This window comes from Gordonia asplenii (assembly GCF_012933505.1).
Taxonomy (GTDB): Bacteria; Actinomycetota; Actinomycetes; order Mycobacteriales; family Mycobacteriaceae; genus Gordonia; species Gordonia asplenii.
On record NZ_JABBNB010000011.1, the window covers coordinates 38,843 to 59,546 of the forward strand.

20 protein-coding genes are annotated in these 20,704 nt (G+C 63.8%); 12 read left to right on the top strand and 8 right to left on the bottom strand.

Annotation, left to right across the window (positions count from 1 at the left end; all coding sequences use genetic code 11):
- Nucleotides 1-6: 6 nt before the first annotated feature.
- A complete protein-coding gene (locus tag HH308_RS12270) occupies nt 7-1,101 on the bottom strand; it encodes an aromatic ring-hydroxylating dioxygenase subunit alpha (protein ID WP_170194620.1) in 1,095 nt (364 codons plus the stop codon).
- A gap of 210 nt (nt 1,102-1,311) precedes the next feature.
- On the opposite strand from HH308_RS12270, the gene HH308_RS12275 reads away from it, so the two are divergent.
- The 7 genes from HH308_RS12275 to HH308_RS12305 all read left to right on the top strand — a co-directional run bounded on the left by HH308_RS12275 (nt 1,312) and on the right by HH308_RS12305 (nt 6,809).
- Nucleotides 1,312-1,782, top strand: a complete 471-nt coding sequence (locus HH308_RS12275; protein ID WP_170194496.1) for an SRPBCC family protein — start codon at nt 1,312-1,314, stop codon at nt 1,780-1,782.
- 161 nt (nt 1,783-1,943) lie between these two features.
- A complete protein-coding gene (locus tag HH308_RS12280; RefSeq protein ID WP_170194497.1) occupies nt 1,944-2,312 on the top strand; it encodes a nuclear transport factor 2 family protein in 369 nt (122 codons plus the stop codon).
- On the top strand, nt 2,305-3,069 hold the full coding sequence (locus HH308_RS12285; protein WP_170194498.1) for an SDR family NAD(P)-dependent oxidoreductase: 765 nt from the start codon (nt 2,305-2,307) through the stop codon (nt 3,067-3,069). The genes HH308_RS12280 and HH308_RS12285 overlap by 8 nt, the downstream gene beginning before the upstream one ends.
- An 11-nt stretch (nt 3,070-3,080) precedes the next feature.
- Nucleotides 3,081-3,824 carry an SDR family NAD(P)-dependent oxidoreductase gene (locus tag HH308_RS12290; RefSeq protein ID WP_170194499.1) on the top strand — a complete coding sequence of 248 codons (744 nt, stop codon included), beginning with the start codon at nt 3,081-3,083 and terminating at the stop codon, nt 3,822-3,824.
- Nucleotides 3,825-3,856: 32 nt separating this feature from the next.
- Nucleotides 3,857-4,753, top strand: a complete 897-nt coding sequence (locus HH308_RS12295; RefSeq protein ID WP_170194500.1) for a fumarylacetoacetate hydrolase family protein — start codon at nt 3,857-3,859, stop codon at nt 4,751-4,753.
- A gap of 59 nt (nt 4,754-4,812) precedes the next feature.
- The gene (locus HH308_RS12300) at nt 4,813-5,856 is read left to right on the top strand and encodes a quinone oxidoreductase family protein (RefSeq protein ID WP_170194501.1); all 1,044 of its coding nucleotides are present in this window, start codon (nt 4,813-4,815) and stop codon (nt 5,854-5,856) included.
- Between the two features lie 26 nt (nt 5,857-5,882).
- Nucleotides 5,883-6,809, top strand: coding sequence for a VOC family protein (locus HH308_RS12305; protein ID WP_170194502.1), 927 nt, complete (start codon nt 5,883-5,885; stop codon nt 6,807-6,809).
- 31 nt (nt 6,810-6,840) lie between these two features.
- Here HH308_RS12305 and HH308_RS12310 read toward each other — a convergent pair whose 3' ends face one another.
- The gene (locus tag HH308_RS12310; protein ID WP_170194503.1) at nt 6,841-8,226 is read right to left on the bottom strand and encodes a DUF2252 domain-containing protein; all 1,386 of its coding nucleotides are present in this window, start codon (nt 8,224-8,226) and stop codon (nt 6,841-6,843) included.
- 72 nt (nt 8,227-8,298) lie between these two features.
- Between HH308_RS12310 and HH308_RS12315 the strand changes: the two genes are divergently transcribed.
- The gene (locus HH308_RS12315) at nt 8,299-9,372 is read left to right on the top strand and encodes an ABC transporter permease (protein WP_170194504.1); all 1,074 of its coding nucleotides are present in this window, start codon (nt 8,299-8,301) and stop codon (nt 9,370-9,372) included.
- A 70-nt stretch (nt 9,373-9,442) separates the two neighbouring features.
- Here HH308_RS12315 and nrdF read toward each other — a convergent pair whose 3' ends face one another.
- Nucleotides 9,443-10,444, bottom strand: coding sequence for a class 1b ribonucleoside-diphosphate reductase subunit beta (gene nrdF, locus HH308_RS12320; protein WP_170194505.1), 1,002 nt, complete (start codon nt 10,442-10,444; stop codon nt 9,443-9,445).
- A 145-nt stretch (nt 10,445-10,589) separates the two neighbouring features.
- On the opposite strand from nrdF, the gene HH308_RS12325 reads away from it, so the two are divergent.
- Entirely contained in the window at nt 10,590-11,729 is a 1,140-nt protein-coding gene (locus tag HH308_RS12325) for a CaiB/BaiF CoA transferase family protein (protein ID WP_170194506.1), read from the top strand.
- 85 nt (nt 11,730-11,814) lie between these two features.
- Here the strand turns inward: HH308_RS12325 and HH308_RS12330 are convergent, their stop codons facing one another.
- Nucleotides 11,815-13,053, bottom strand: coding sequence for an aspartate aminotransferase family protein (locus tag HH308_RS12330; protein WP_170194507.1), 1,239 nt, complete (start codon nt 13,051-13,053; stop codon nt 11,815-11,817).
- Nucleotides 13,054-13,215: 162 nt separating this feature from the next.
- Here HH308_RS12330 and HH308_RS12335 point away from each other — a divergent pair, with 162 nt between their 5' ends.
- Together HH308_RS12335 and HH308_RS12340 are read left to right on the top strand one after the other, a co-directional pair.
- Nucleotides 13,216-13,890, top strand: coding sequence for a GntR family transcriptional regulator (locus tag HH308_RS12335; RefSeq protein WP_170194508.1), 675 nt, complete (start codon nt 13,216-13,218; stop codon nt 13,888-13,890).
- A gap of 46 nt (nt 13,891-13,936) precedes the next feature.
- Nucleotides 13,937-15,403, top strand: coding sequence for an aldehyde dehydrogenase family protein (locus tag HH308_RS12340; RefSeq protein WP_170194509.1), 1,467 nt, complete (start codon nt 13,937-13,939; stop codon nt 15,401-15,403).
- A gap of 115 nt (nt 15,404-15,518) precedes the next feature.
- Here the strand turns inward: HH308_RS12340 and HH308_RS12345 are convergent, their stop codons facing one another.
- The 4 genes from HH308_RS12345 to HH308_RS12360 are packed head-to-tail and all read right to left on the bottom strand — an operon-like array spanning nt 15,519 to nt 19,590.
- Nucleotides 15,519-16,781 (bottom strand): cytochrome P450, encoded by a 1,263-nt coding sequence (locus HH308_RS12345; RefSeq protein WP_170194510.1) that lies wholly within the window; start codon nt 16,779-16,781, stop codon nt 15,519-15,521.
- Nucleotides 16,782-16,812: 31 nt separating this feature from the next.
- Nucleotides 16,813-17,553, bottom strand: coding sequence for a gamma-glutamyl-gamma-aminobutyrate hydrolase family protein (locus HH308_RS12350; RefSeq protein ID WP_170194511.1), 741 nt, complete (start codon nt 17,551-17,553; stop codon nt 16,813-16,815).
- On the bottom strand, nt 17,550-18,269 hold the full coding sequence (locus HH308_RS12355; protein ID WP_170194512.1) for a type 1 glutamine amidotransferase: 720 nt from the start codon (nt 18,267-18,269) through the stop codon (nt 17,550-17,552). Before HH308_RS12355 ends, HH308_RS12350 begins: the two co-directional genes overlap by 4 nt.
- Nucleotides 18,253-19,590, bottom strand: coding sequence for a glutamine synthetase family protein (locus HH308_RS12360; RefSeq protein WP_170194513.1), 1,338 nt, complete (start codon nt 19,588-19,590; stop codon nt 18,253-18,255). The genes HH308_RS12355 and HH308_RS12360 overlap by 17 nt, the downstream gene beginning before the upstream one ends.
- A gap of 100 nt (nt 19,591-19,690) precedes the next feature.
- On the opposite strand from HH308_RS12360, the gene HH308_RS12365 reads away from it, so the two are divergent.
- On the top strand, nt 19,691-20,659 hold the full coding sequence (locus tag HH308_RS12365) for an alcohol dehydrogenase catalytic domain-containing protein (protein WP_170194514.1): 969 nt from the start codon (nt 19,691-19,693) through the stop codon (nt 20,657-20,659).
- The last annotated feature ends 45 nt before the right edge of the window (nt 20,660-20,704 follow it).

Here is a 20,704-nt window from a genome sequence, read left to right on the forward strand (position 1 = left end):
CTTTGGTCAGTCTTGCGAGGCCAGCAGGCCTTCAGCTTCGAGCCGGCGGGATATCAGCCGGCGAATCCACATACCGCCGGCATCGATGTTGAGATTGTAGAATTCGTAGTCGGGATTGGCGTCGATCGCTTGTTGCTGAGCGTTCAGCATCGCGGTGTCTTCAGTGAATACCCCCCGAATTCCGTCGCGAATCTGCGTAGTCAAGAGCTGACTGTCCGTCAAGTAGTTGCGCATCCAAGCCCAGTGATAGCGACAGCTGGTGTCGGTCTCGGGGGTGATAGTGTTCATCACGTATCCGTTGATCCCGTGACTGCGATCCCCTTCGGGAGCACCAGTTCCCGTCTTCGCGACTCCCACGTCGATACAGATGGTGGAAGGGAATTGATAGTGGATGATCTGCCACCGATCGACATTGCCCTCAAAACCGGGGAACTTGTTCTGCATCTGAGCCCGCATGAACGGCACCGGTTCGATATCGACCATCCAGCGCGTGAGAGTGACGCTTCGATCATCGTGCGCGACATCGAAATCAGAGGTACTGATGTTTCTACCACCGATGCTGCTGGTGTGCAGAAACTCTTCATGAGTCAAGTCCATCAGATTGTCCAGCACTAACTGGTAGTTGCAACTCAGCGCAATGGTTTCACCGTCGCCCGCCCATGCCGGGTCATTCATCTGATGCATGTCCGGGATGGTCTGCGGGTCGGCGACATACGGATCGCCGAGCCACACCCAAACGAACCGGTCCCGTTCGACCACCGGATAAGACGGCACCGTCGCGCTCGGGTTGAGAACCTCTTGAGCAGGCATCGCAGCGCAACGCCCGGCCGAGTCATACACGATTCCGTGGTACGGGCACCGGATCCCGTCGCGACCCACCAACTGTCCCATCGACAACGGAGCGAGACGGTGCCAGCACGCATCGGCGAGTGCCACCGGTCGGCCATCCTCGGTGCGATAGAGAACCAGCGGAATCCCGTCAACGCGTACGGGGGATGGCTGGCGGGTGACCTCGCGGTCCCAGGCTGCGGCGTACCACGCATTTCTCGGCGCCGGCATGGTCTTGATCGTCGTCTGCGTACGAGACTCGACTCTCAGCATCGCGTGAATCCTTTCCGGAAGCTCGTCCAGCACTGTGAGCTGGAACACGATGCCAAAGAGTATACACATTGACAGCGCGGCCGCAACCGCACGCATCAGCTCCAAGAAAGATCCGCCAAAGTGTAGACACTATGAGTCGAAAGGAGCTACAGTGTTGCCCGTCACACTTACATCCGCGCACCCTGCGCGGGCTTCCCGAGGAGACGCACCGTGATCGAGATCAGCCGCACAATTCCAATGAACGATGGCAGTCAGCCACCGCTGACAGTCGATGATGTCTGGGCCGGATTGGTGGAAAAGGCCGAAAATCCCCTGCCGTACGTCGCCGCGATCACCGCGTGCACAGTAGTGGATCGCTTCGAAGGCGGCCTGATCCGCGACATCGAACACAAAGGGCCAGTCCGGGAAGTAGTGACCTTCTACCCTAAGAGGTTGGTGCATTTCGTTCGGACCCACGGGGCCGCACGGGGCACGATCGACAACGAGATCGCCGTCGACGACGACGGCCAGGACATTCTCAGATTCTCTTTCAGACTGGTTGTCGACGGCCTCGACGATGGGAGCCCGGAAGAGTCCGCCTTCGGCGAGCAGATGCAATCGGACTATCTCGATGCGGTCCGTTCCACGCTGGACGCGGTCCGCGAGCGCATCGCCGCTCCGCGCACGGTTGCCCCGAGCTAGCCCCTAGCGATTGCAGCCTCGAAGCGCTGCACTCACCCCAAACTCCACATCACACATCACACATCATTCAACAAAGTGAATACACTATAGCTTGGGCCGTGCCCGGCGTGGCGATGACGCCCTCGAAGCGAAGCGCTTCGCGCGGAACTGAAGGAGAATAAATGACCACCATCCATCACCCGACGGCCACCGAGGTGTTCGCCGTCATCGACGGGCAGGATCTCGACACACTCGGCGACCTGTTCACCGACAACGGCTCGCTGGTATTCGGCAACAATCCGGCAATGGTCGGACCTGAGCAGATCCGGACCGGTGTCCGTGAGTTCTATGCCACGGTGGGCGCCCTGGCACACACCATCCTCAATGAATGGACCGTCGGTGAGCAGACCATTGTCGAGCTCAGCGTGACCTATCACCGACTCGACGGTCAGCAAGTCACCATTCCGGTCGTCAGTATTTGGCGTCTGACGCCAACGGGAAAGATTGATGACTACCGAGTCTACTTCGATTTGGCGCCCGTCTATGCCTGAGTACAGCGAGCTCAATGGCAAAGTAGCGATCGTTACCGGTGGCGCCAGCGGAATCGGCCAGGCCTGTGTGCATGCTTTCGTCTCCCAGGGAGCATCAGTCGTCATCGCCGATCGCGACGAAGCCGCCGGCAAAGCCACCCTGCGAGGTTTGCCGCCAGGATCGGCCGCGGTTTTCCAGCTTACCGATGTGTGCGATGCCGATTCGGTCGCATCAATGGTTCGCGCTGCTCACGACAACTTCGGGGGCTTGGATATCGCACATAACAACGCAGGCGTCGAAGCCGCCGGCCGCGCGATAGCCGATATGACCGATGACGACTGGAAACGCGTTATCGATGTCAACCTGACTGGCGTATGGCAGTGCATGCGCGCCGAGATACCGGCCCTACTGGCACGCGGCGGTGGATCGATCGTAAATACGGCTTCAGCGCTAGGACAGGTCGCATTGCCGTTCCAAGCGTCCTATGTCGCCTCCAAACATGGCGTCATCGGTCTGACTAAAGCCGCAGCGCTTGAATATTCGGCGCTCGGCATCCGGATCAACGCAATCTGTCCCGGCGTCGTGCGCACCGCGATGATTGAAGAGGTCGCTGCCACCGATTCGGGATTCATGGACAAGATGTACTCCATGCATGCATTGGGGCGAATTGCGGAAGTCAACGAAATCGCCGAAAGCGTGCTGTGGCTCGCCTCCTCGGCGTCAGGGTTTGTAACCGGCAGCGCGCTGGTTGTCGACGGCGGCTACAGTGCCGCGTGAAAGGAACTCACATGAACGACTTCACTGGTAAAGTCGCCATGATCACCGGCGCTGGGCGCGGCATAGGTGCCGCGACAGCACGGGTGTTCGCCGATGCCGGGGCGGCAGTTGCGATTTGCGACGTACTCGACGATGACGCCGAAGAAACGGCCGCAGCGATACGCCGGGGCGGAGGCGCCGCGATTTCAATCCACACCGATGTCTCCGACGGCCGATCGGTTCAATCGGCGGTCGCGCACGTGCTCGAAAAGTATGGGCGCTTAGACTTCGCGCACAACAACGCCGGCACATTCAGTCCGGCACCTCTGGCCGACGTCAGTGAGGAGGATTTCCGCAAGGTCATCGCAGTCAATCTGACCGGGGTGTTCTTGTGCATGAAGTACCAAATACCCCATCTCGTGGAGACTTCCGGGGCCATCGTCAACACCGCATCGGTGTGGTCGATGGCCGGGGCTCCAAACCAGTCTGCTTACAGCGCAAGTAAGCACGGAGTTGTAGGACTCACTCGGACCGCCGCCATTGACTACGGCGAACGAGGAATCCGAGTCAACGCTGTCGCGCCCGGTCCAATCGCGACAGCGATGACGGCGTCGGTGCCCACCGAGATCATGGAGTCTGTGGTGAGTCGAACAACCCTCAGTCGCTACGGGCAACCCGACGAAATAGGCAAGGTCGTTGCGTGGCTGTGTTCGTCAGAAGCGTCCTACTTGAATGGTGCGGTTGTCCCTGTTGACGGCGGGTGGCTGGCCGCATGACCACCCACTTGCCCCATGCCGAAGGTTCAACAATGATCACCGCCGCGTGGGCATTGGTACAGTATCGCGAGACCCCCGGTGACACGGTGGCTACCGGGATTCACGTCGACGGGCGCACCTTCGGTGTTCCCGAACCGATGTCCGGGCTCAGCGTGCTGGACCTGGTGCAGGACTGGGAACGTTGGTCCCGAGAACTTCGGCAACTCGACCCCACCAGTCTGACCGAGATAGCGGATGCGCAAGTCACCGCGCCGCTGACCTACCCCCACAAAGTAATCTGCGCGGGAGCCAACTACTACGACCACGCCGAGGAGATGGGTACCGAACGCCCAGACCCGGCCGCTGAGCCCTTCTTCTTCCTCAAGACCCCGACGACGACGATCGTAGGTCCTCATGCGACGATCGCGATCGCTGACAACGGCTATTCACAGGTCGATTGGGAAGCCGAACTCGGCGTCGTGATCGGGCGCCGGTGCGCCGATTTGGCCGACACCGAAGTCACTGACGTGATAGCCGGTTACATTGTGGCCAACGACATCTCTGACCGTGGGGTCTTCCATCGCGACGGCTCGGTGTTTCCGGCCTTCGACTGGGACTGGCTCGGACACAAGAGTCAAGACGGCTTCTGTCCGATCGGACCGGGACTGGTTCCTTCTTGGCTCGTCCCCGACCCCCAATCTCTCGCGATCCGGCTGGACGTCAACGGCGTCACCAAGCAGGACTCGAACACCTCACAGATGGTCGTCGACGTATTCCGGGTCGTTGCTGCGGCCAGTCGTCTTCTTACACTGGAGCCCGGCGATATCGTTCTCACCGGAACCCCCGCCGGCGTTGGGATGCCGCGAAAGGACTTCCTCAAGCCCGGTGACGTCGTCGCCGTGGAGATCGAAGGTATCGGCCGCATCTCAAATAAGGTGGTGCGCAAATGATCACAACTGCAGCAGACCAAATCCGTCCCTGGCCGACGGTACGCCCGGTACCTTCTACCATGCGTGCCGTCACTCTTCGCGAGTTCGGTGGACCTGAGGTACTTCGCCTCGAACACCTACCGACACCTCGGCCGGGCCCCGCCGAGGTCTTGATCAGGGTCGCTGCAGTCAGTGTGGGTCGCCTTCTCGATTTGGTGGCGCGTTCGGGAAAACACCCCTATGCGGCGTTCACATTTCCGCACATACTTGGTGCCGAGCACACCGGTATCATCGCCGCGCTCGGGTCCGATGTGCAGGGGTTCGCAATCGGTGACCACGTTGCGACGTTCCCGGTGATCACCGACCCCGACTGCCCCTACGTGAAATCCGGCTACGCGGAACTGTCCCCCACAGCGCGTATCATCGGCACTCATACACCCGGTGCGGACGCCGACTACATAGCGGTTCCGGCCACGAATGTGTTCGCTGTTCCCGACGGGCTAGACCCCGCCGAGGCCGTCGCGCTGGCACTCGCCGGCGTGGTGGCGATGAATCAGTTCACCCGGGCCGGTCTCGAAGCCGGCCAGCGTGTCGTAGTTCAGGGCGCGAGTTCAGCCCTGGGCTCGACTACGGCTCTGCTCGCCAAACATCTCGGGGCAGAGGTAATCGTGACGTCGAGGCACCATGTCAAACGTGCACGGCTGCGCGAATTGGGCTTTGATATGGTCCTCGACTCGGACTCACCGTCGTTCGTCGCTGACGCACACGCCGCATTCGGCGGACACGGAGCCGATCTGATCGTGGACAACCTCGGCGATCCACAATTGTGGGACAAGGGAATGTCCACCTTGGCTCCGCGTGGAGCCATGGTTACCTCCGGGGCGTTCTTGGGCGGACTCGTCCAATTGGACCTTCGACGTCTTTATACCTTCGGCCAGCGGGTCATCGGCGTTCGATCAGGTGACCTCATCGCCGCGGGACGACTGTGGGCTGAGGTCCGGGCTGGATTCCGCAGCGTCGTCGACCGAACCTTCTCCCTTACCGACGCCGCGCTGGCACACGAATACGTGGGATCCAGCGGCAACGTGGGCCGAGTCGCACTCCTCACCGAGCCCACTCAATAAGCAGCAGCCACCAGAAAGGCACCCCTATGTCCACCGAGAGCAGTTCAGCCGAGCAGATATCACGCCCCGCGGCTCCAGTGTCTAAGCTCGGCTACGTCACGTTTGACACGCCTGATGTCGAACGCATGGTCTGGTATTACACATCTTTGCTCGACTTCGCAGTCGTCGAGCAGTCACCGGAGTATGCATACCTGACGACCGGCGCCGATCACCACAGCATTGTGATCCGCAAGGGAGAGACCAAGGCACGCAGCAACGTGGGCTATGAAGTACGCGGCCCGCTCGACGACGCGTACCGGAATCTTCGCGAATCTGGCTACGAAGTCGAACGACGATCAGACATCGCCCCAGGAACCCCTGACGTAGTGGTCCTGAAGGAGCCGGCAACCGGCGTCGACCTCCACTTATTCGAGAACCAAACGGAAAGTGGTGTCGACGGACGGGCGACCTTGCGCCCCACCAAACTTGGCCATGTTGCCGCGTTCACTACCGGACTCGAACAAATGCAGTCGTTTTACCAGGACCTATTGGGCTTTCGATGGTCAGACACAATCGGCGATTTCTTCGTATTCCTCCGGTGCAACGCAGACCATCACGCAGCGAACTTCTTGCAAAGCACCATCAAAACGGGCATGCATCATATAGCTTTCGAAATGCGCGACCCGAATCACCTGATCACGATGATCGATCACCTCGCCAAGAATAATTTCCGACTGCATTGGGGGCCCGGCCGGCACGGGCCCGGCCACAACCTATTCAGTTATCACAAAGACCCCGACGGTAACACGATCGAACTCTTCACCCAGCTCGACGTCATCCACGACGAATCCAAAGGCTATTGGGAACCCCGCCCATGGCACGAGACCTACCCGCAGTACCCGAGGACCTGGGAAGTCGACATCGCCACCATAAACATTTGGGGCCCGGTCAACGAGGAAGAAATCAAACACTGACGGTCCCGGCCGCCTGCACACCACCGCCGACTCATGGCCAGCCCTCGACCGCGGGAACCTCACCGTCTTGGACAGCCTTCGCCAGTTGAGCATGATCGCGATTGTTTTGGTCGGCGTACGCGAAAGCGAAGGCGGAGAACGCATCTGCGGCCTTGACCGACTTACCGAGGTAGTCGTCGATCGCTTTGGCGTCGCCGCTGCGGGCATGCGCGCGAGCGAGAACATGCCCGCACGCAGATGCGAACTGCGCCAGACGGGGCGCGATCATGTCGCCCTTCGGAATCACCTTGCCGTCGCGGAACTGGCGGACGTAGAAGTCGAGCGGCCCGGCGTCGGCGACACCGTGGATCGACGTCCAGCCGACGAACATGTCCGTCGCGCTCTGAATCATCCGTTGGCCGTGGATGACGCGCGATCCGTGATTCTCGTACTGGCTGGGGCCGAGGAATTGTTCGTAGACCGATGGACCCGCCTGTTTGATCTGCAAGAAGATCGGATCCTGCGTGCGTCGCTCTTCACTGAGGGTGAGGAACACACGCATTCCGACGCTCCCGACGCCGACCACCTGCTGTACCGCGTCAACGAGGTCGAATCGAGACCAGAGGCTGGAGATGTGGTCGGGAATCGAATCCTGATATTGACTGACGATCGCCTCGAGTTCGTCGTAATGCTCGGCGAGGGCGTGGGTACGATACGGCGGGTCTTCAGATATTCGCCGCACACCGTCGACGACGCTGGTCAGCTTCTTGAAAGCGCCGCGGCTGGACCGTTTCGCCGCTCGCTTCTCGATCAGCTCGTCGAGGCGGTGGTCGTCGTCGGTGGTGGCGTAACCGACGAGTTGCTCGGTGCTGACGCTGTCGTACCAGATATCGAGCTCCGGCCACGTCGCGTATTTGCCGATCCATTCCCGATACCCGTCGTAGGCAGCGGTTACCGCAGTCTGCGCAACGTCGGGTACACCGTTCTCCCGAGCCAGAATCACCAGACTGGCCAGGAATCGTTTGACGTCCCATTCGAACGGTCCCGGGAGCGTCTCATCGAAGTCGCGCAGGTCGAATGCGAGATTGCGTTCCGGGGTGTTCCACAGACCGAAGTTCAACACGTGCGCGTCGCCGCACAACTGCACCATGATTCCGGTGTGCGGCGCCGACGCCAGGTCCGCCGCCATCACCGCGGCGGCTCCGCGGTAGTAGGTCCACGGCGTCGCCGCCATCCGGCCATGACGCAGCGGCAAGAGGTTCTGATCGCGAATGCTGTTCTGCGCCAATATCGTTTGCAGCGAATCGTGTCCGCGTTTGTCGGGGTCCCACTTTCCGAGCGAGCTCCGCCCGACCACCTTGCGCCGCGCCGCGCCGTCGAGCGTGACGATCTTGTTCGGTCGCGACTCAAACGCGGTGTCACCCTGCCACAAATTCATGGGGTTCATTATCGCCCCCGACCATGCCCATCGACACGCGAACTGCGGTGTGGCGCATGAAAAGATCGACCGATGACCGCAATCGAAGAGGTGCGCCGGCTCGTCTCGCTGGCGAACAGGTTCGACTCCGCGCAACGCGGAGCGCCGTGGAACAATCTCGCGAACCTCGCTGCCGTCGTCGACGAGGCACGCGCCGTCGTCGAGTCCGACGATCTCGACGGGCCGGACGATCCAGCGTTCGCGGCAGCCCACGCGGCGCGGGTCGCCACCGCGCGTGCGATCGTGGCGATGGCGGAGAATCCGCCGTCGGCGGACGCACCGGCCCGCAAGCCGCCCCGAATCGGCAACGGTCACAGCGTCGAACTGCAGACCATCGCCGCACGGGTTTGGGCGGGCCTGCTCGACCTGCCTCGCCGGATGCGCGGCGAGCTGCGTCACGTGGTCGCCGAGAAGCCGCACTCCATCTTGCTCCGGCTGGTCATCACCTTGGGCATCAGTGTCGGCATGGTTGCTTTCTATGAGTTCAGCGGATGGTCGAATTACACTGCGGCACAACTGATGTTGTATCTCTACTCGGCAATGATCGGCAGCGTCGTGTGCACCAATGCGTTGTGTTTCGAGGCTGGCCGCACGCGGTTGCTCCTGTGGTCGGGGGAGCGAGTCTGGCGAATTCTGGTGGTGAAGAATCTGACGATGATCGGGCTGATGTCGATCACTGGGATCCCCGCCATCGCGCTGTTGGCATTGGGTCCCAGTGATCTGAAGCTCATCCCGCTGATCGACCAGTTCTTGGTGATGATGTTCACCTGGACGGGTATCGCGAACGTGCTCTCGGTCGTATCGCCACTGCGTCAGGAGCCGGTGTCGGCCCGCCTCAAAGACGGCACGTGGCTGCCGTATCTGGTCTCGTTCGGGGTGTCCTACGGCGTCGGCCTCACCGTCAACCTGATCATCTTCTGGCAGTTGTGGGCGCGCCAGGCGGCGAGCAACCAGATCACCGGCGGCACCTGGGCGGCATTCGTGCTCGTCTTGATGTCGGCGATCGTCTTGTGGTTGCTGCTCACCGTCTTCGCCGCGGCATGCATCGAGACTCAGGAGCTGCGTCGGGCGGTGGATCGGGAGATGATCGTGTACCGCAAGACCTAGACGCCGCGAGCCGCCGAGTCCATGGTCGGATCCGGCGGCCCAAGCCACCTACAACTGAAGTTCGGGAACTCTAGAAGTCCCAGTCCTCGTCTTCGGTGTTGACGGCCTTGCCGATGACGTAGGAGCTGCCCGAGCCGGAGAAGAAATCGTGATTCTCGTCGGCGTTGGGCGACAATGCCGACAGGATCGCCGGGTTCACGTCGGTCTCGTCGCGCGGGAACATCGCCTCGTAGCCGAGATTCATCAACGCCTTGTTGGCGTTGTAGCGCAGGAATTTCTTGACGTCCTCGGTCAGGCCGACTTCGTCGTAGAGGGCTTCGGTGTAGTCGGTCTCGTTCTCGTAGAGGTCGAACAGGAGTTCAAAGGTGTAGTCTTTCAACTCATTTCGACGCTCCGGCGACTGGGTCTCCAGACCGCGCTGATATTTGTAGCCGATGTAGTAGCCGTGTACGGCCTCGTCGCGGATGATCAGCCGGATCAGGTCGGCGGTGTTGGTGAGCTTGGCGCGGCTGCTCCAGTACATCGGCAGATAGAAACCGGAGTAGAACAGGAATGACTCGAGCAACGTCGAGGCGACCTTGCGCTTGAGTGGGTCCTCGCCACGGTAATAGTCCATGACGATGTGGGCTTTGCGCTGCAGGTGTTCGCTCTCCTCCGACCAGCGGAACGCCTCATCGATCTCCTTGGTCGAACACAGCGTGGAGAAGATGGAGCTGTAACTCTTGGCGTGCACCGATTCCATGAAGGCGATGTTGGTGAGGACCGCCTCCTCGTGGGGAGTCGTGGCGTCGGGGATCAACGACACCGCGCCAACGGTGCCCTGAATGGTGTCGAGCAGCGTCAGGCCGGTGAAGACCCGCATGGTGAGTTGCTTCTCATGCTCGGTCAGGGTGTTCCAGGAAGGGATGTCGTTAGACACCGGCACCTTCTCCGGCAACCAGAAATTGCCGGTCAACCGGTCCCAGACCTCGGCGTCTTTCTCATCGGGGACGCGATTCCAGTTGATGGCCGACACCCGGCTGACCAGCTTGATGGGCGCGCCGCCGGCCGGACTGTGGGCAGATTCAGTCATGGTCCCTCAATCTAGATTGGGTGCGATTTCGCGTTCGACACTACCCGTCGAGGTCTTCGACTCCCCACACCAACATCGGCCACCTTCCGTCCGCCGCTCGCGTGCCTTACGATAGTTTATCGTTCATCAACTTGAGGGAGCAGAAGTGTCCGACCTACCTTTGACCGGGCTGACCGTCGTCACATTCGAGCAGGCGGTCGCGGCGCCCTTCGCGACTCGGCAGCTCGCCGACCTCGGTGCGCGAGTCATCAAGGTCGAACGCGCCGAAGGAGATTTCGCCCGACGATACGACCGCAGCGTCGGCGGCGAGTCGTCGTACTTCGTCTGGCTCAACCGCGGCAAGGAAAGCGTGGTCCTCGATCTCAAGTCCGACGTCGGGCACGCCGCGGCACTGGCCCTGTGCGACCGGGCCGACGTGGTCGTCGGCAATCTGGCGCCGGGCGCGCTGGATCGGATGGGCCTGGGCGCCGACGCCCTGCGGGCACGCAAGTCACGGCTGATCCACGCGTCGCTCACCGGGTACGGACGCGGCGGTCCCGACGAACAACGCAAGGCCTACGACCTGCTGCTGCAATGCGAGGCCGGCCTGCTCAGCGTGACCGGCGGAGAAGAGCCGGCGAAGGTCGGGATCTCCGTCGCCGACATCTGCGCCGGAATGTACCTGTACTCGGGGGTGCTGACCGCACTGCTCCGACAGGCGCGCACCGGCGACGGCGCGACCATCGAAGTGTCGATGCTCGAGGCACTCGGCGAGTGGATGACACAGCCGATGTACTACGCCACCGGGATGGGACAGCCACCGCGTTCGGGCCCGCGGCATGCGACCATCGCACCGTACGGTCCGTTCCCGGCCGCCGACGGCACCGTCTTCATGGCCGTGCAGAGCGAACGCGAATGGGTCAAGCTGTGCGCCGAGCTGATCGGCGACGAATCGGTGGCCGACGATCCACGGTTCGCCTCCAATCCCGAGCGTGTGGCCAATCGCCCCGCAGTCGAGGAGGCCGTATCGGCGGCGACCCGCGGCTACAGCGTCGACGACCTGATGTCGCGACTCGACGCCATCGGCATCGCCAACGCACGGATGCGCGACATGATCGAGTTCGCCGATCACCCGCAGCTGCGGGCCCGCAACCGGTGGCGCACGGTGTCGACGCCGAGCGGTGACGCGCCAGCGTTGATCCCGCCGGTCACGATGGACGGCCTGGACCACGCGATAGGAGCGGTTCCCGCCATCGGCCAGCACACCGACGCGGTGTTGGCCGAGCTCGGCGTCGAGCTGACCTGAGCTGAGCCGGATAGCAGAATCGGACGCGCGAACGCCGGGGCGAGTGGAGTTCTCCACTCGCCCCGGCGTCGTCGGCTGGTTGGGGTCAGCCGAGCACTGCGTCGACGGCGTCGACGAAAATCGAAATCGCCTGCGCGAGTTCGGCGGCGGTGATGACCAGCGGCGGCATCCAGCGAATGGCGGCCCCGTTGCGTCCGGCGGTGGTCACGATGAGCTTGCGTTCGAAACATTCCTTCATGACCGTCGGCGCGGTGCTGGGATCTGCGAACTCGATCGCCAGCATCAGCCCGAGTCCGCGGACGTCGACGATGCCGTCGTAGCGCGCGGCGAGTTCGTCCAGCGCGCCGCGCAGTTGCGCCGCGCGGGCGGTGACGCCGGTCATCACCTCGGGGTCGGTGACGACGTCGATCGTCGCCAGTGCCGCGGCGCAGGCGATCGGGTTGCCGCCATAGGTGCCGCCGTGCGAGCCGGGCACCCAGGAGTCCATGATCTCGGCGCGCGCCCCCACCGCGCTGATCGGCATGCCGGAGGCGATGCCCTTGGCCATCAGGAAGATGTCGGGCTCGACGTCGAACTGCTCGATGGCGAAGGTGGTGCCGGTACGACCGAAGCCGGTCTGCACCTCGTCGATGATCAGCAGAATGCCGTGCGCCCGGCAGATCTCGGCGATGCCGTTCATGAACCGCTGTGGCACCGGACGGTAGCCGCCCTCACCCTGCACCGGCTCGATGATCATCGCGGCGGTGTCCGACGGCGCCGACTGTGCGTCGAGGATGAAGTCCAGCTGTTCCAGACACCGGTCGATCTCGGCGTCCTCGTCGGGATAGCGGACGAAGTCGGGGAACGGTGCCGCGAAGATGCCGGCCGGTACCGGTTGGGTGCGGAGCCGGTAGGTGGCTTTCGACGTCGTCATGGCCCCGGTCAGGTGGGTGCGTCCGTGGAACGATCCGGTGAAGACGATGACGTTGGTTCGGCCGGTGAACTGTTTGGCGAGCTTGATCGCCGCTTCGACCGCTTCCGCGCCGGAGTTGCTGAAGAAGAACTTCTCGATCGACGGCGGCGTCAGGTCGCGCAGGCGGCGACCGAGCGGTTCGAGCAGATCGTGGTGATAACAGTTCACCTGCGCGTGAATGATCCGGCCCGCCTGCTCGCGGATGGCTTCGACGACCTTCGGGTGGCAGTGGCCGGTCGCGCAGACCGCGATCCCCGCGGTCGCGTCCAGGTAGCGCCGGCCGTCTGCTGTCTCGACCCACGTTCCCTCACCGCGTTCGATGGTCAGGTCAGTGATTCGGGCCCACACGCCGGCCAAAACCGAATCGCTCATCAGCTCATGCCTACTTTCCGTCTGTTCGAAACAAGAATCCGTCGACAGCCGACGCTATTTGATCTACGATAAAAAATCAATGGAGATCTGAAAGGAACCGACAGTTGAATCCACGCCGGGTTGACCGGGCCGTCGCACGCCCACCCCCTATAGTTGATAAATATGACTGGCCCGCTGTCCAATGCTCGCAAGCTTCCTCCTCGCCCGGTAATGCGCGAAGAGGTCGCCGATGTCATCCGCAACGCCATCCTCGTCGGCGAACTCCCCCGAGGGAGTCGCTTGGACGTCCTGGCGATCGCGGGCGACATGAGCGTCAGCCAGCTGCCGGTCCGTGAAGCGCTGATCGCCCTGACTGCCGAAGGGCTCGTCCGCACCGAGGCACGACGCGGCTACTACGTCGAGACGATCGACCGGATGGACGTGCTCGACTACTTCGAGATCTGCGGCAAGATCGAAGGCATCGCGGCAGCTCGCGCGGCCGAGGTCATCTCCCCGACCCAGCTCGACGAGTTGCGGACCGCCAACGAACGCATGCGATCCAGCCTCGACCCCGAGGAACAGGAAGCTCTCAATCAGGAGTTCCACGGGATGATCAACCTCATCGGAGGTTCTCGCCGGCTGCGCTCGGTCCTTCGCCCGATGTCCCGCGGTATGGACCACTTCGGCAACCTCATCCCGGACTGGCACAGCGACGCCGCCGATCAACACGACGCCGTCCTGGCTGCCCTGACCGACAACAACGCAGAAGCTGCCCGTACCGCGATGGAGCAGCATCTCATCGTCAACGGCCGCAAGGCCGCCGACGCCCTCGAAAGCGCGGGTTACTTCACTACCTAGACGGTGATCAGACCCGCGCGCCATGACCTGACGGAGGTTTACCGCGATGCGCGCGGATCACTGGATCAATGGACGGAGCACCGCCTCGGTGTCCGGCGAGTACCTGCCCACCCTCGACCCGATGACCACCGCCCCCTGGGCTGAGCTGGCCCGCGGCACCGAGGCCGACGTCGCGGCCGCCGTCGACGCCGCCGCACGAGCACAACCGGGCTGGTTGCGTGCCGGACCGTCGGCGCGCGCCGAGGCGCTGTGGCGCCTGGGCGATCTCATCGCCGACCACGCCGACGAACTCGCCGCCCTCGAATCGCGCGACGCAGGCAAGGTGATCCGCGAGGTTCGCGGCCAGCACCTGAGCATGCGCGGCTGGTTCCACTACTTCGCCTCGCTCGCGATGCACAACGAGGGTCGCCAGGTGCCCATGGACTCGCCGTCGATCACCAGCTTCACGATCCGCGAACCGTTCGGCGTCGTCGGCGTGATTCCCGCGTTCAACTCGCCGGTCCTGCTCGGCGCGATGAGCATCGGACCGGCGCTCGCCGCCGGCAACACCGTCGTCGTCAAGACACCCGAGGTCAACGGCCTGTCGCTGGGCCGGATCGGCGAACTGTCCAAGGATGCCGGCCTGCCCGACGGCGTGCTCAACGTGGTCCACGGGTACGGCGCCGAAGCGGGCGACGCGATCGTCGTGCACCCCGACGTCCGAAAGATCTTCTTCACCGGTGGCCCCGACTCGGCAAAGATCGTGACCAAGCGCGCCGCCGAACACCTCAAGCCGGTCGTCACCGAGCTCGGCGGAAAGTCGGCCAACATCTTCTTCGACGACGTCGACGTCGACAAGGTGACCAACGGCGTCATCGCGGGCATCTTCGCCGCAGCCGGCCAGACCTGCGTCGCCGGCTCCCGACTGCTCGTCCACGAGAAGATCGCCGACCAGCTGGTCGACGCCGTCGTAGCCCGCGCGAAGGTGATCAACCTCGGCGACCCGACCGATCCGGCAACTGAAATGGGACCGATCTCGCAGGAGAAGATCTTCGCCGGCGTCCGCAACGGCGTCGACACGGCACTCGCGCAGGGTGCCGACCTGCGTGCCGGCGGTCCCGACGGCGGAGCTCCCGAACAGGGTTGGTTCTACTCCCCGACCGTTCTGGGATCGGTGACGCCGGAGATGGACGTTTTCGGATCCGAGCTGTTCGGTCCGGTCCTCGCGGTCACCACCTTCTCCGACGAGGACGAGGTCGTCGGCCTGGCCAACTCGACCGAGTTCGGCCTGGCGGCGGGCGTCTGGACCAACGACCTGACCCGAGCGCACCGGGTGATCCGCGGGCTCGTGTCGGGCACCGCGTGGGTCAACATGTACCGCGCGATGAACTTCGCCATGCCGTTCGGCGGCACCAAGTCGTCGGGCTACGGGCGGGTCAACGGAATGGACGGATTCGCCGAGTTCACGCAGCCGAAGTCGGTGTGGATCAACGCCGACGACTCGCCAGTGGGTGACCCCTTCGTGCTGCGCTGAGGCGCACAGCCCGCACCGACGACGATGGCCGCGACCCGAACGGGGTCGCGGCCATCGTCGTCTGGCAGTGCGGGCGACCCGGCTCAACCAGCGGGGTGCCGGGTCGCCACCTACCTCAGGCAGGCGAGTACGACGGATCCGGGTGCAGGCGGACCGGCATCTTCTTGATGCCGTGCACCAGGTTGGCCCGGACCAGCGACGGCTCAGCGAGCAGCTCGATCGACTCGAGCCGTTCCAGCAGTGCGGCGATGACGATGCGGATCTCCAGCCGGGCTAGCTGATTGCCCAGGCAGAAGTGCGGACCGCCCTTTCCGAAGCTGACGTGGTCGACGTCCTGCCGAAGCACGTTGAACTCGTACGGATTGTCGAACACCCGCTCGTCGTAGTTGCCCGACGAGAACCAGATGACTACCTTGTCGTCCTTCTTGATGGTCTTGCCGTGCAATTCGACGTCGCGCGTCGCGGTACGGCGGAAGTACTGGATGGGCGAGGCCCACCGGAGAAACTCCTCGACCGCATTCGGGACCAACGACGGGTCCTTCTTCAGGATCGCCCACTGGTCGGGGTGCTGCGCCAGCGCCTTCACGGTGTGCGAGATCGTGTGGCGGGTGGTCTCGTTGCCTGCGATGATCAGCAGCGCGAAGTAGTTCTGGTAGTCCAGATCCGACAGCGGGATGCCGTCGCTGGGCGTCGTGTTGATCAGCTTCGACACCAGGTCGGTGCCGTTGCCGCCCTTCCGTTGCGCGGCCAGCCGGAAGCCGTACTCGAACACCTCCAACGCGGCGGGCGACCGGAACGGCAGGTGCTTGTACTTCTCGGATTCCTCGCTGCCGGCCAACACGTCGGCGTAGTCCGGGTCGGAGTTGGCGATCATCTGGTTGCCCCAGTCGATCAGCTTGTCGGTGTCGTCGATGGGGACGTCGAGCATCCGCGCCAAGACACGGATCGGGATGTCGGCGCTGACCTGCTCCACGAAGTCGAATTCGCGCAGCGCGATCGCCTCGTCGAGCGCCGAGGCCGTGAGCGCGTGTAGGAACTCGGAGTACTTGGCGACCGCCCGGGGGCTGAACTCGCGCATCAACAGTCGCCGCAGCGCCCAGTGCCGGGCGCCGTCGGTGTCGATCATCGATCGACGGATGATCAAGTTCTCCTCGTCGAGCTCTTCGAGAGTGTTCTGCTGCGCCGAGGAGAAGGTCTCCGGGTCCTTGTCGACAGCCCACACGTCGGCGTGCCGGGTGACCGACCAGAAGCCCTTGTTTCCGTCGGTTTCGTCGTTCCAGAACAGCGGTTCCTCGGCGCGCAGAAGCTTGAACGCCTCGTGCGGGATGCCGCCGGAGAACTGGTCCAGGTCGGTGAGGTCGATGTCCTCGAGTTTCATGACAATCCTTACGTCGTGATGGTGGCTGAGGTCAGGCGGCCGCTCGGCACGCGGCGATGAAGGTCTCCAACAACCTTCGCTGATAGACGTCGCCGACGGCGGTGTCTTCGGGATGCCACTGCACACCGAGCACCCAACCGGGCAGATCGGGTGCGCGAACGGCCTCGACGGTCCCGTCGTCCGACGTCGCGATCGCGGTCAGGCCGGTGGCGAGCTCGGCGATCCGCTGGTGGTGGTAGCAGCTGACGTTCATGGTCGTCGGCACGTCCAGATCGGCCGAGCCGAGCCGTGCGGTGAGATCCGAATGCGCGGGCAGTTCGAGGCTCACGATGGTGTGCTGGTGCGGCCGGGCCATGTCCTGCTCGAGTGTGCCGCCCAGCATGACGTTGAGCAGTTGGGTCCCCCGGCAGACGGTCATCAGCGGCAACGCGGTGTCGACGGCGTGCCGCAGGACCGCCAGGTCGAACTCGTCCTGCACGGCGTCGGCGGGATCGGTGTGACCGTCGGCCTCCTGGCCGTAGAGATGGGGATCGACGTCGGCGCCGCCGGGCATCAACACGCCGTCGAAACCGGCGAGCCGGCCGGCGATGTCACCGGCCGGATCGTCGGGGTCCAATGGCGTCGGCAGAACCGTGACCGGGTCGCCGCCCGCGTCGTAGACGGCCTGCAGCAAGGCGCGGGCATTGACGACCGCCTCGTAGCGAAGCGCCGACGCCGAACGGCTGAAGCGTCCGGGCATTGCGATGATCGGCCTGGTACGCGGCGGTTTCATGACACGCGTGCGCCGTCGAGCGCCCAGTCCAGCATCGCTCGGCACCCCGCCTGGGACTCCTCCACGCGTGCCGCCACCTGCTCACGGAACTGTTCGGGCGACACGTCGTCGGGCAGGCTGTTCGGCCAGGCGTCGATCCACTCCAACGCCAGCTCGTGGGACACCTCGGGATGGAACTGCATGCCGAGCGCGGTGCCGTGGGTGAACACCTGCGGACCGACCGTGCTCGACGCCCACCGCGTCGCGCCGTCGGGAATCGACACGATGTCGCTATGCCACGAGAACCATGGTCCGGCCGCTACCGGGCAGCCGTCTTCGACGTCGAAGGTGAGCATGCCGGCCTCGACCCGGCCGGTCGGCCTGACCGCCCCGCCGAGCGCGAGAGCCAGGATCTGACTTCCGAAGCAGATTCCGACCACCCGGATATCGCGGTCGAGCGCCGAGCGAACCCAAGCCGTCTCGACGTCGACCCAGTGCCGGGACTTTTCTTCCCACGCGTGCTCGGTCGACCCGAACACGATGACCAGGTCGACACCGTCGAGCGACGGCAGGTCCACGTTCGGGTCCTGCGCCTCGATGGTCGCGAACACCTGGTGGCGGATCACCCGACAGCCGCGGGTCGCCAGATAATCGCCGATGATGCCGGTGTCGTCGACGCCCGCCGCCTCATGAGTGACGAGCACCGCGACCCGTGCGGCATCAGAAGATGTCGGCATACCGTTTGAACTCCCAATCGGTCACGTGTGCCGCGAACGCGGCCATTTCGTCGTGCTGCATCTTCGTGAAGGTGTCGACGAACATGTCGCCGTACACCCGTCGGGCGAACGGGCTCGCCGAGAAGGTGTCGACGGCCGATTCGAGTGACAGCGCCACCCGGCGCAGGCTCGTGTCGGCGTGCGGATCGCCGCTGGAGATGTTCTGCAGCGTGTAATGCTCGCGCATACCGGCGAGCCCGGCCTGCAGATACCCCTGAGCCAGCAGGTACGGGTTCGCGTCGGCGGCACCCCAGCGAACCTCCACGCGGGTGCCCGGCCCGATACCGGTCAGGCACCGCACACCGACCAGCCGGTTGTCCAACCCCCAGCACACCTGCGTCGGAGCGAACGAGTAGTCCTCGGCACGCTTGTAGGAGGTCAGCGTCGGCATGGCGATCGCCTGCAGCTCCAGCTGATGAGTCAGCAGACCGGCGACGTAGTCGCGCATCACCTGCGAGGTCACCGGGTGCGACGGATCGTCGACCCGGGCGAAGGCGTTCTCGCCGCTGCCGTCGACCAGGCTCTGGTGGATATGCATACCGGAGCCCGCTCCGCCGTTGATCGGCTTGACCATGAAGGTGGCGTGGTAACCGTGCTTGCGGGCGACGGCCTTCGTGATGTGGCGGAACAGAATGGTCTCGTCGAGCGAGGCGAGCGCCTCGCCGTAACGCAGGTTGATCTCGACCTGCGACTGGCCGTACTCGACGTTGCTCGCCTCGCAGTCGATACCACTGCGGCGCAGCGCTTCGCGGATGCCGCCGATGACGGTCTCGAGTTCGTCGGCGCGATCCATCGAATAGCACAGTGTCTGATCCGACACCGGCGACCAGTCGTCGTTGAAGAGATGAAACTCCAGTTCGGGTGCCATGTTGACGCTGTAGCCGGCGTCGGCGAACTCGGCGAGCGACTTCTTGACCATTCCGCGCGCGTCCATCGGGATGGCTTCGTGGCTGACCGGGTCGATCGCGTCGCACATCACCACCGCGAGTCCCTCGGTCCAGCCCGCCACGCGGAAGGAGTTCAGGTCGGGCACGAGATTCATGTCGCGGAATTCGCTGTCCATCTCGGCCCAGGGCGTCGGCAGGATGTCCGACCGCGGCGTCCACGAGAACGCCACCCCCGCCATCGAGAAGCCCGCGCCCCGCAAGAACTGGTCCAGCGGCAGGCGCTTACCTCTCGGGATGCCCCAGGTGTCAGTGAACATGCAAGCGACGGTGCCGATGTTGTTGTCGGACGCGATCTTTGCGCATTCGCCTAGTGTGCGAGCCTCGGCGTCAGCCATCGAGCCCTCCTTCCTCAATCCTAGATATTCTCTAAACGATAAAGTATCGTAACGCAGATCACAACGGCTGGAAATTGTGAAAAATGGAGGTCCCAGACAAATGCGAGCCATGGTCATCGAGGCGCCGAATACGCCTCTCATCAGCAAAGACGTTCCCGATCCGGTCGCCGGGAACGGCGAGACGATCATCGACGTCACCGCGTGCGGCGTGTGCCACTCCGATCTGCACGTGGTCGAAGGCAGCATCGGGCGGACACCGTTGATCCTCGGACACGAGGTAGTTGGCGTCGACGCCGACCTGGGGCCCGTCCTCGTCTACGCACCGTGGGGTTGCCGGAAGGCCGAGTGCGCACAATGCTCGGCCGGCCTGGAGATGATCTGCGCCGACAGCCATGAGGCCGGCGTCCTGGATCCGGGCGGCTACGCCCCTCGGATGCGGATTCCGCATCGCGAGTATCTATTGCCGCTCGACGGCCTCGACCCGGTCACGACCGCTCCCCTCGCATGCGGCGGGCTGACCGCATTCCGGGCCGTCCGCCGCGCGATCGGGCTGTCGGAGTCGAGCACGGCGCGGCGCAAGGCGCTCGTCGTCGGGGCCGGCGGACTGGGACAATACGCCGTTCAGTACCTCAAGCTGCTCGCCGACGCCCACGTCACCGTGGTCGACACCCTGCCCGCGCGACAGGCGACGGCCCTGGAACTCGGCGCCGACGCCGCCGGCACGTTCGACGACGTCGCCGGCGAGAAGTTCGACTCGATCATCGATTTCGTCGGCGCCGACGCCACGTTGGCGGGCAGCGCGAAAGTGGTCGCCCGCGGAGGCGTTGTCGTGCTGGTCGGCATGTTCGGGGGCACGGTTCCGTTCGGGTTCGGTCACCTGCCCAGCGAGGCGTCGTTCACCACCAGCGTGTGGGGCAGCCTCGACGACCTGCGTGAACTGCTCGACCTCGCCCGGCGCGAAAAGCTCGTCAACGTGGTCGAGACGATGCCCCTGGCCGCGGCCAACGAAGCACATCAGCGCCTGCGCGACGGCACGGCCCGCGGCCGCATCGTGCTGACGATGAACTGACCCCTGTCCCATCCCCCGACGACCCACGATCCCGACGAGGACCAA

What these genes read in the sequence shown, in the direction of transcription:
- HH308_RS12310 (WP_170194503.1), bottom strand. Translation starts at nt 8,226, where the DNA reads ATGAATTTGTGGCAGGGTGACACCGCGTTTGAGTCGCGACCGAACAAG.
- HH308_RS12285 (WP_170194498.1), top strand. Translation starts at nt 2,305, where the DNA reads ATGCCTGAGTACAGCGAGCTCAATGGCAAAGTAGCGATCGTTACCGGT.
- HH308_RS12280 (WP_170194497.1), top strand. Translation starts at nt 1,944, where the DNA reads ATGACCACCATCCATCACCCGACGGCCACCGAGGTGTTCGCCGTCATC.
- nrdF (WP_170194505.1), bottom strand. Translation starts at nt 10,444, where the DNA reads ATGACTGAATCTGCCCACAGTCCGGCCGGCGGCGCGCCCATCAAGCTG.
- HH308_RS12295 (WP_170194500.1), top strand. Translation starts at nt 3,857, where the DNA reads ATGATCACCGCCGCGTGGGCATTGGTACAGTATCGCGAGACCCCCGGT.
- HH308_RS12335 (WP_170194508.1), top strand. Translation starts at nt 13,216, where the DNA reads ATGACTGGCCCGCTGTCCAATGCTCGCAAGCTTCCTCCTCGCCCGGTA.
- HH308_RS12290 (WP_170194499.1), top strand. Translation starts at nt 3,081, where the DNA reads ATGAACGACTTCACTGGTAAAGTCGCCATGATCACCGGCGCTGGGCGC.
- HH308_RS12355 (WP_170194512.1), bottom strand. Translation starts at nt 18,269, where the DNA reads ATGCCGACATCTTCTGATGCCGCACGGGTCGCGGTGCTCGTCACTCAT.
- HH308_RS12300 (WP_170194501.1), top strand. Translation starts at nt 4,813, where the DNA reads ATGCGTGCCGTCACTCTTCGCGAGTTCGGTGGACCTGAGGTACTTCGC.
- HH308_RS12360 (WP_170194513.1), bottom strand. Translation starts at nt 19,590, where the DNA reads ATGGCTGACGCCGAGGCTCGCACACTAGGCGAATGCGCAAAGATCGCG.
- HH308_RS12270 (WP_170194620.1), bottom strand. Translation starts at nt 1,101, where the DNA reads ATGCTGAGAGTCGAGTCTCGTACGCAGACGACGATCAAGACCATGCCG.
- HH308_RS12350 (WP_170194511.1), bottom strand. Translation starts at nt 17,553, where the DNA reads ATGAAACCGCCGCGTACCAGGCCGATCATCGCAATGCCCGGACGCTTC.
- HH308_RS12305 (WP_170194502.1), top strand. Translation starts at nt 5,883, where the DNA reads ATGTCCACCGAGAGCAGTTCAGCCGAGCAGATATCACGCCCCGCGGCT.
- HH308_RS12345 (WP_170194510.1), bottom strand. Translation starts at nt 16,781, where the DNA reads ATGAAACTCGAGGACATCGACCTCACCGACCTGGACCAGTTCTCCGGC.
- HH308_RS12330 (WP_170194507.1), bottom strand. Translation starts at nt 13,053, where the DNA reads ATGAGCGATTCGGTTTTGGCCGGCGTGTGGGCCCGAATCACTGACCTG.
- HH308_RS12365 (WP_170194514.1), top strand. Translation starts at nt 19,691, where the DNA reads ATGCGAGCCATGGTCATCGAGGCGCCGAATACGCCTCTCATCAGCAAA.
- HH308_RS12340 (WP_170194509.1), top strand. Translation starts at nt 13,937, where the DNA reads ATGCGCGCGGATCACTGGATCAATGGACGGAGCACCGCCTCGGTGTCC.
- HH308_RS12315 (WP_170194504.1), top strand. Translation starts at nt 8,299, where the DNA reads ATGACCGCAATCGAAGAGGTGCGCCGGCTCGTCTCGCTGGCGAACAGG.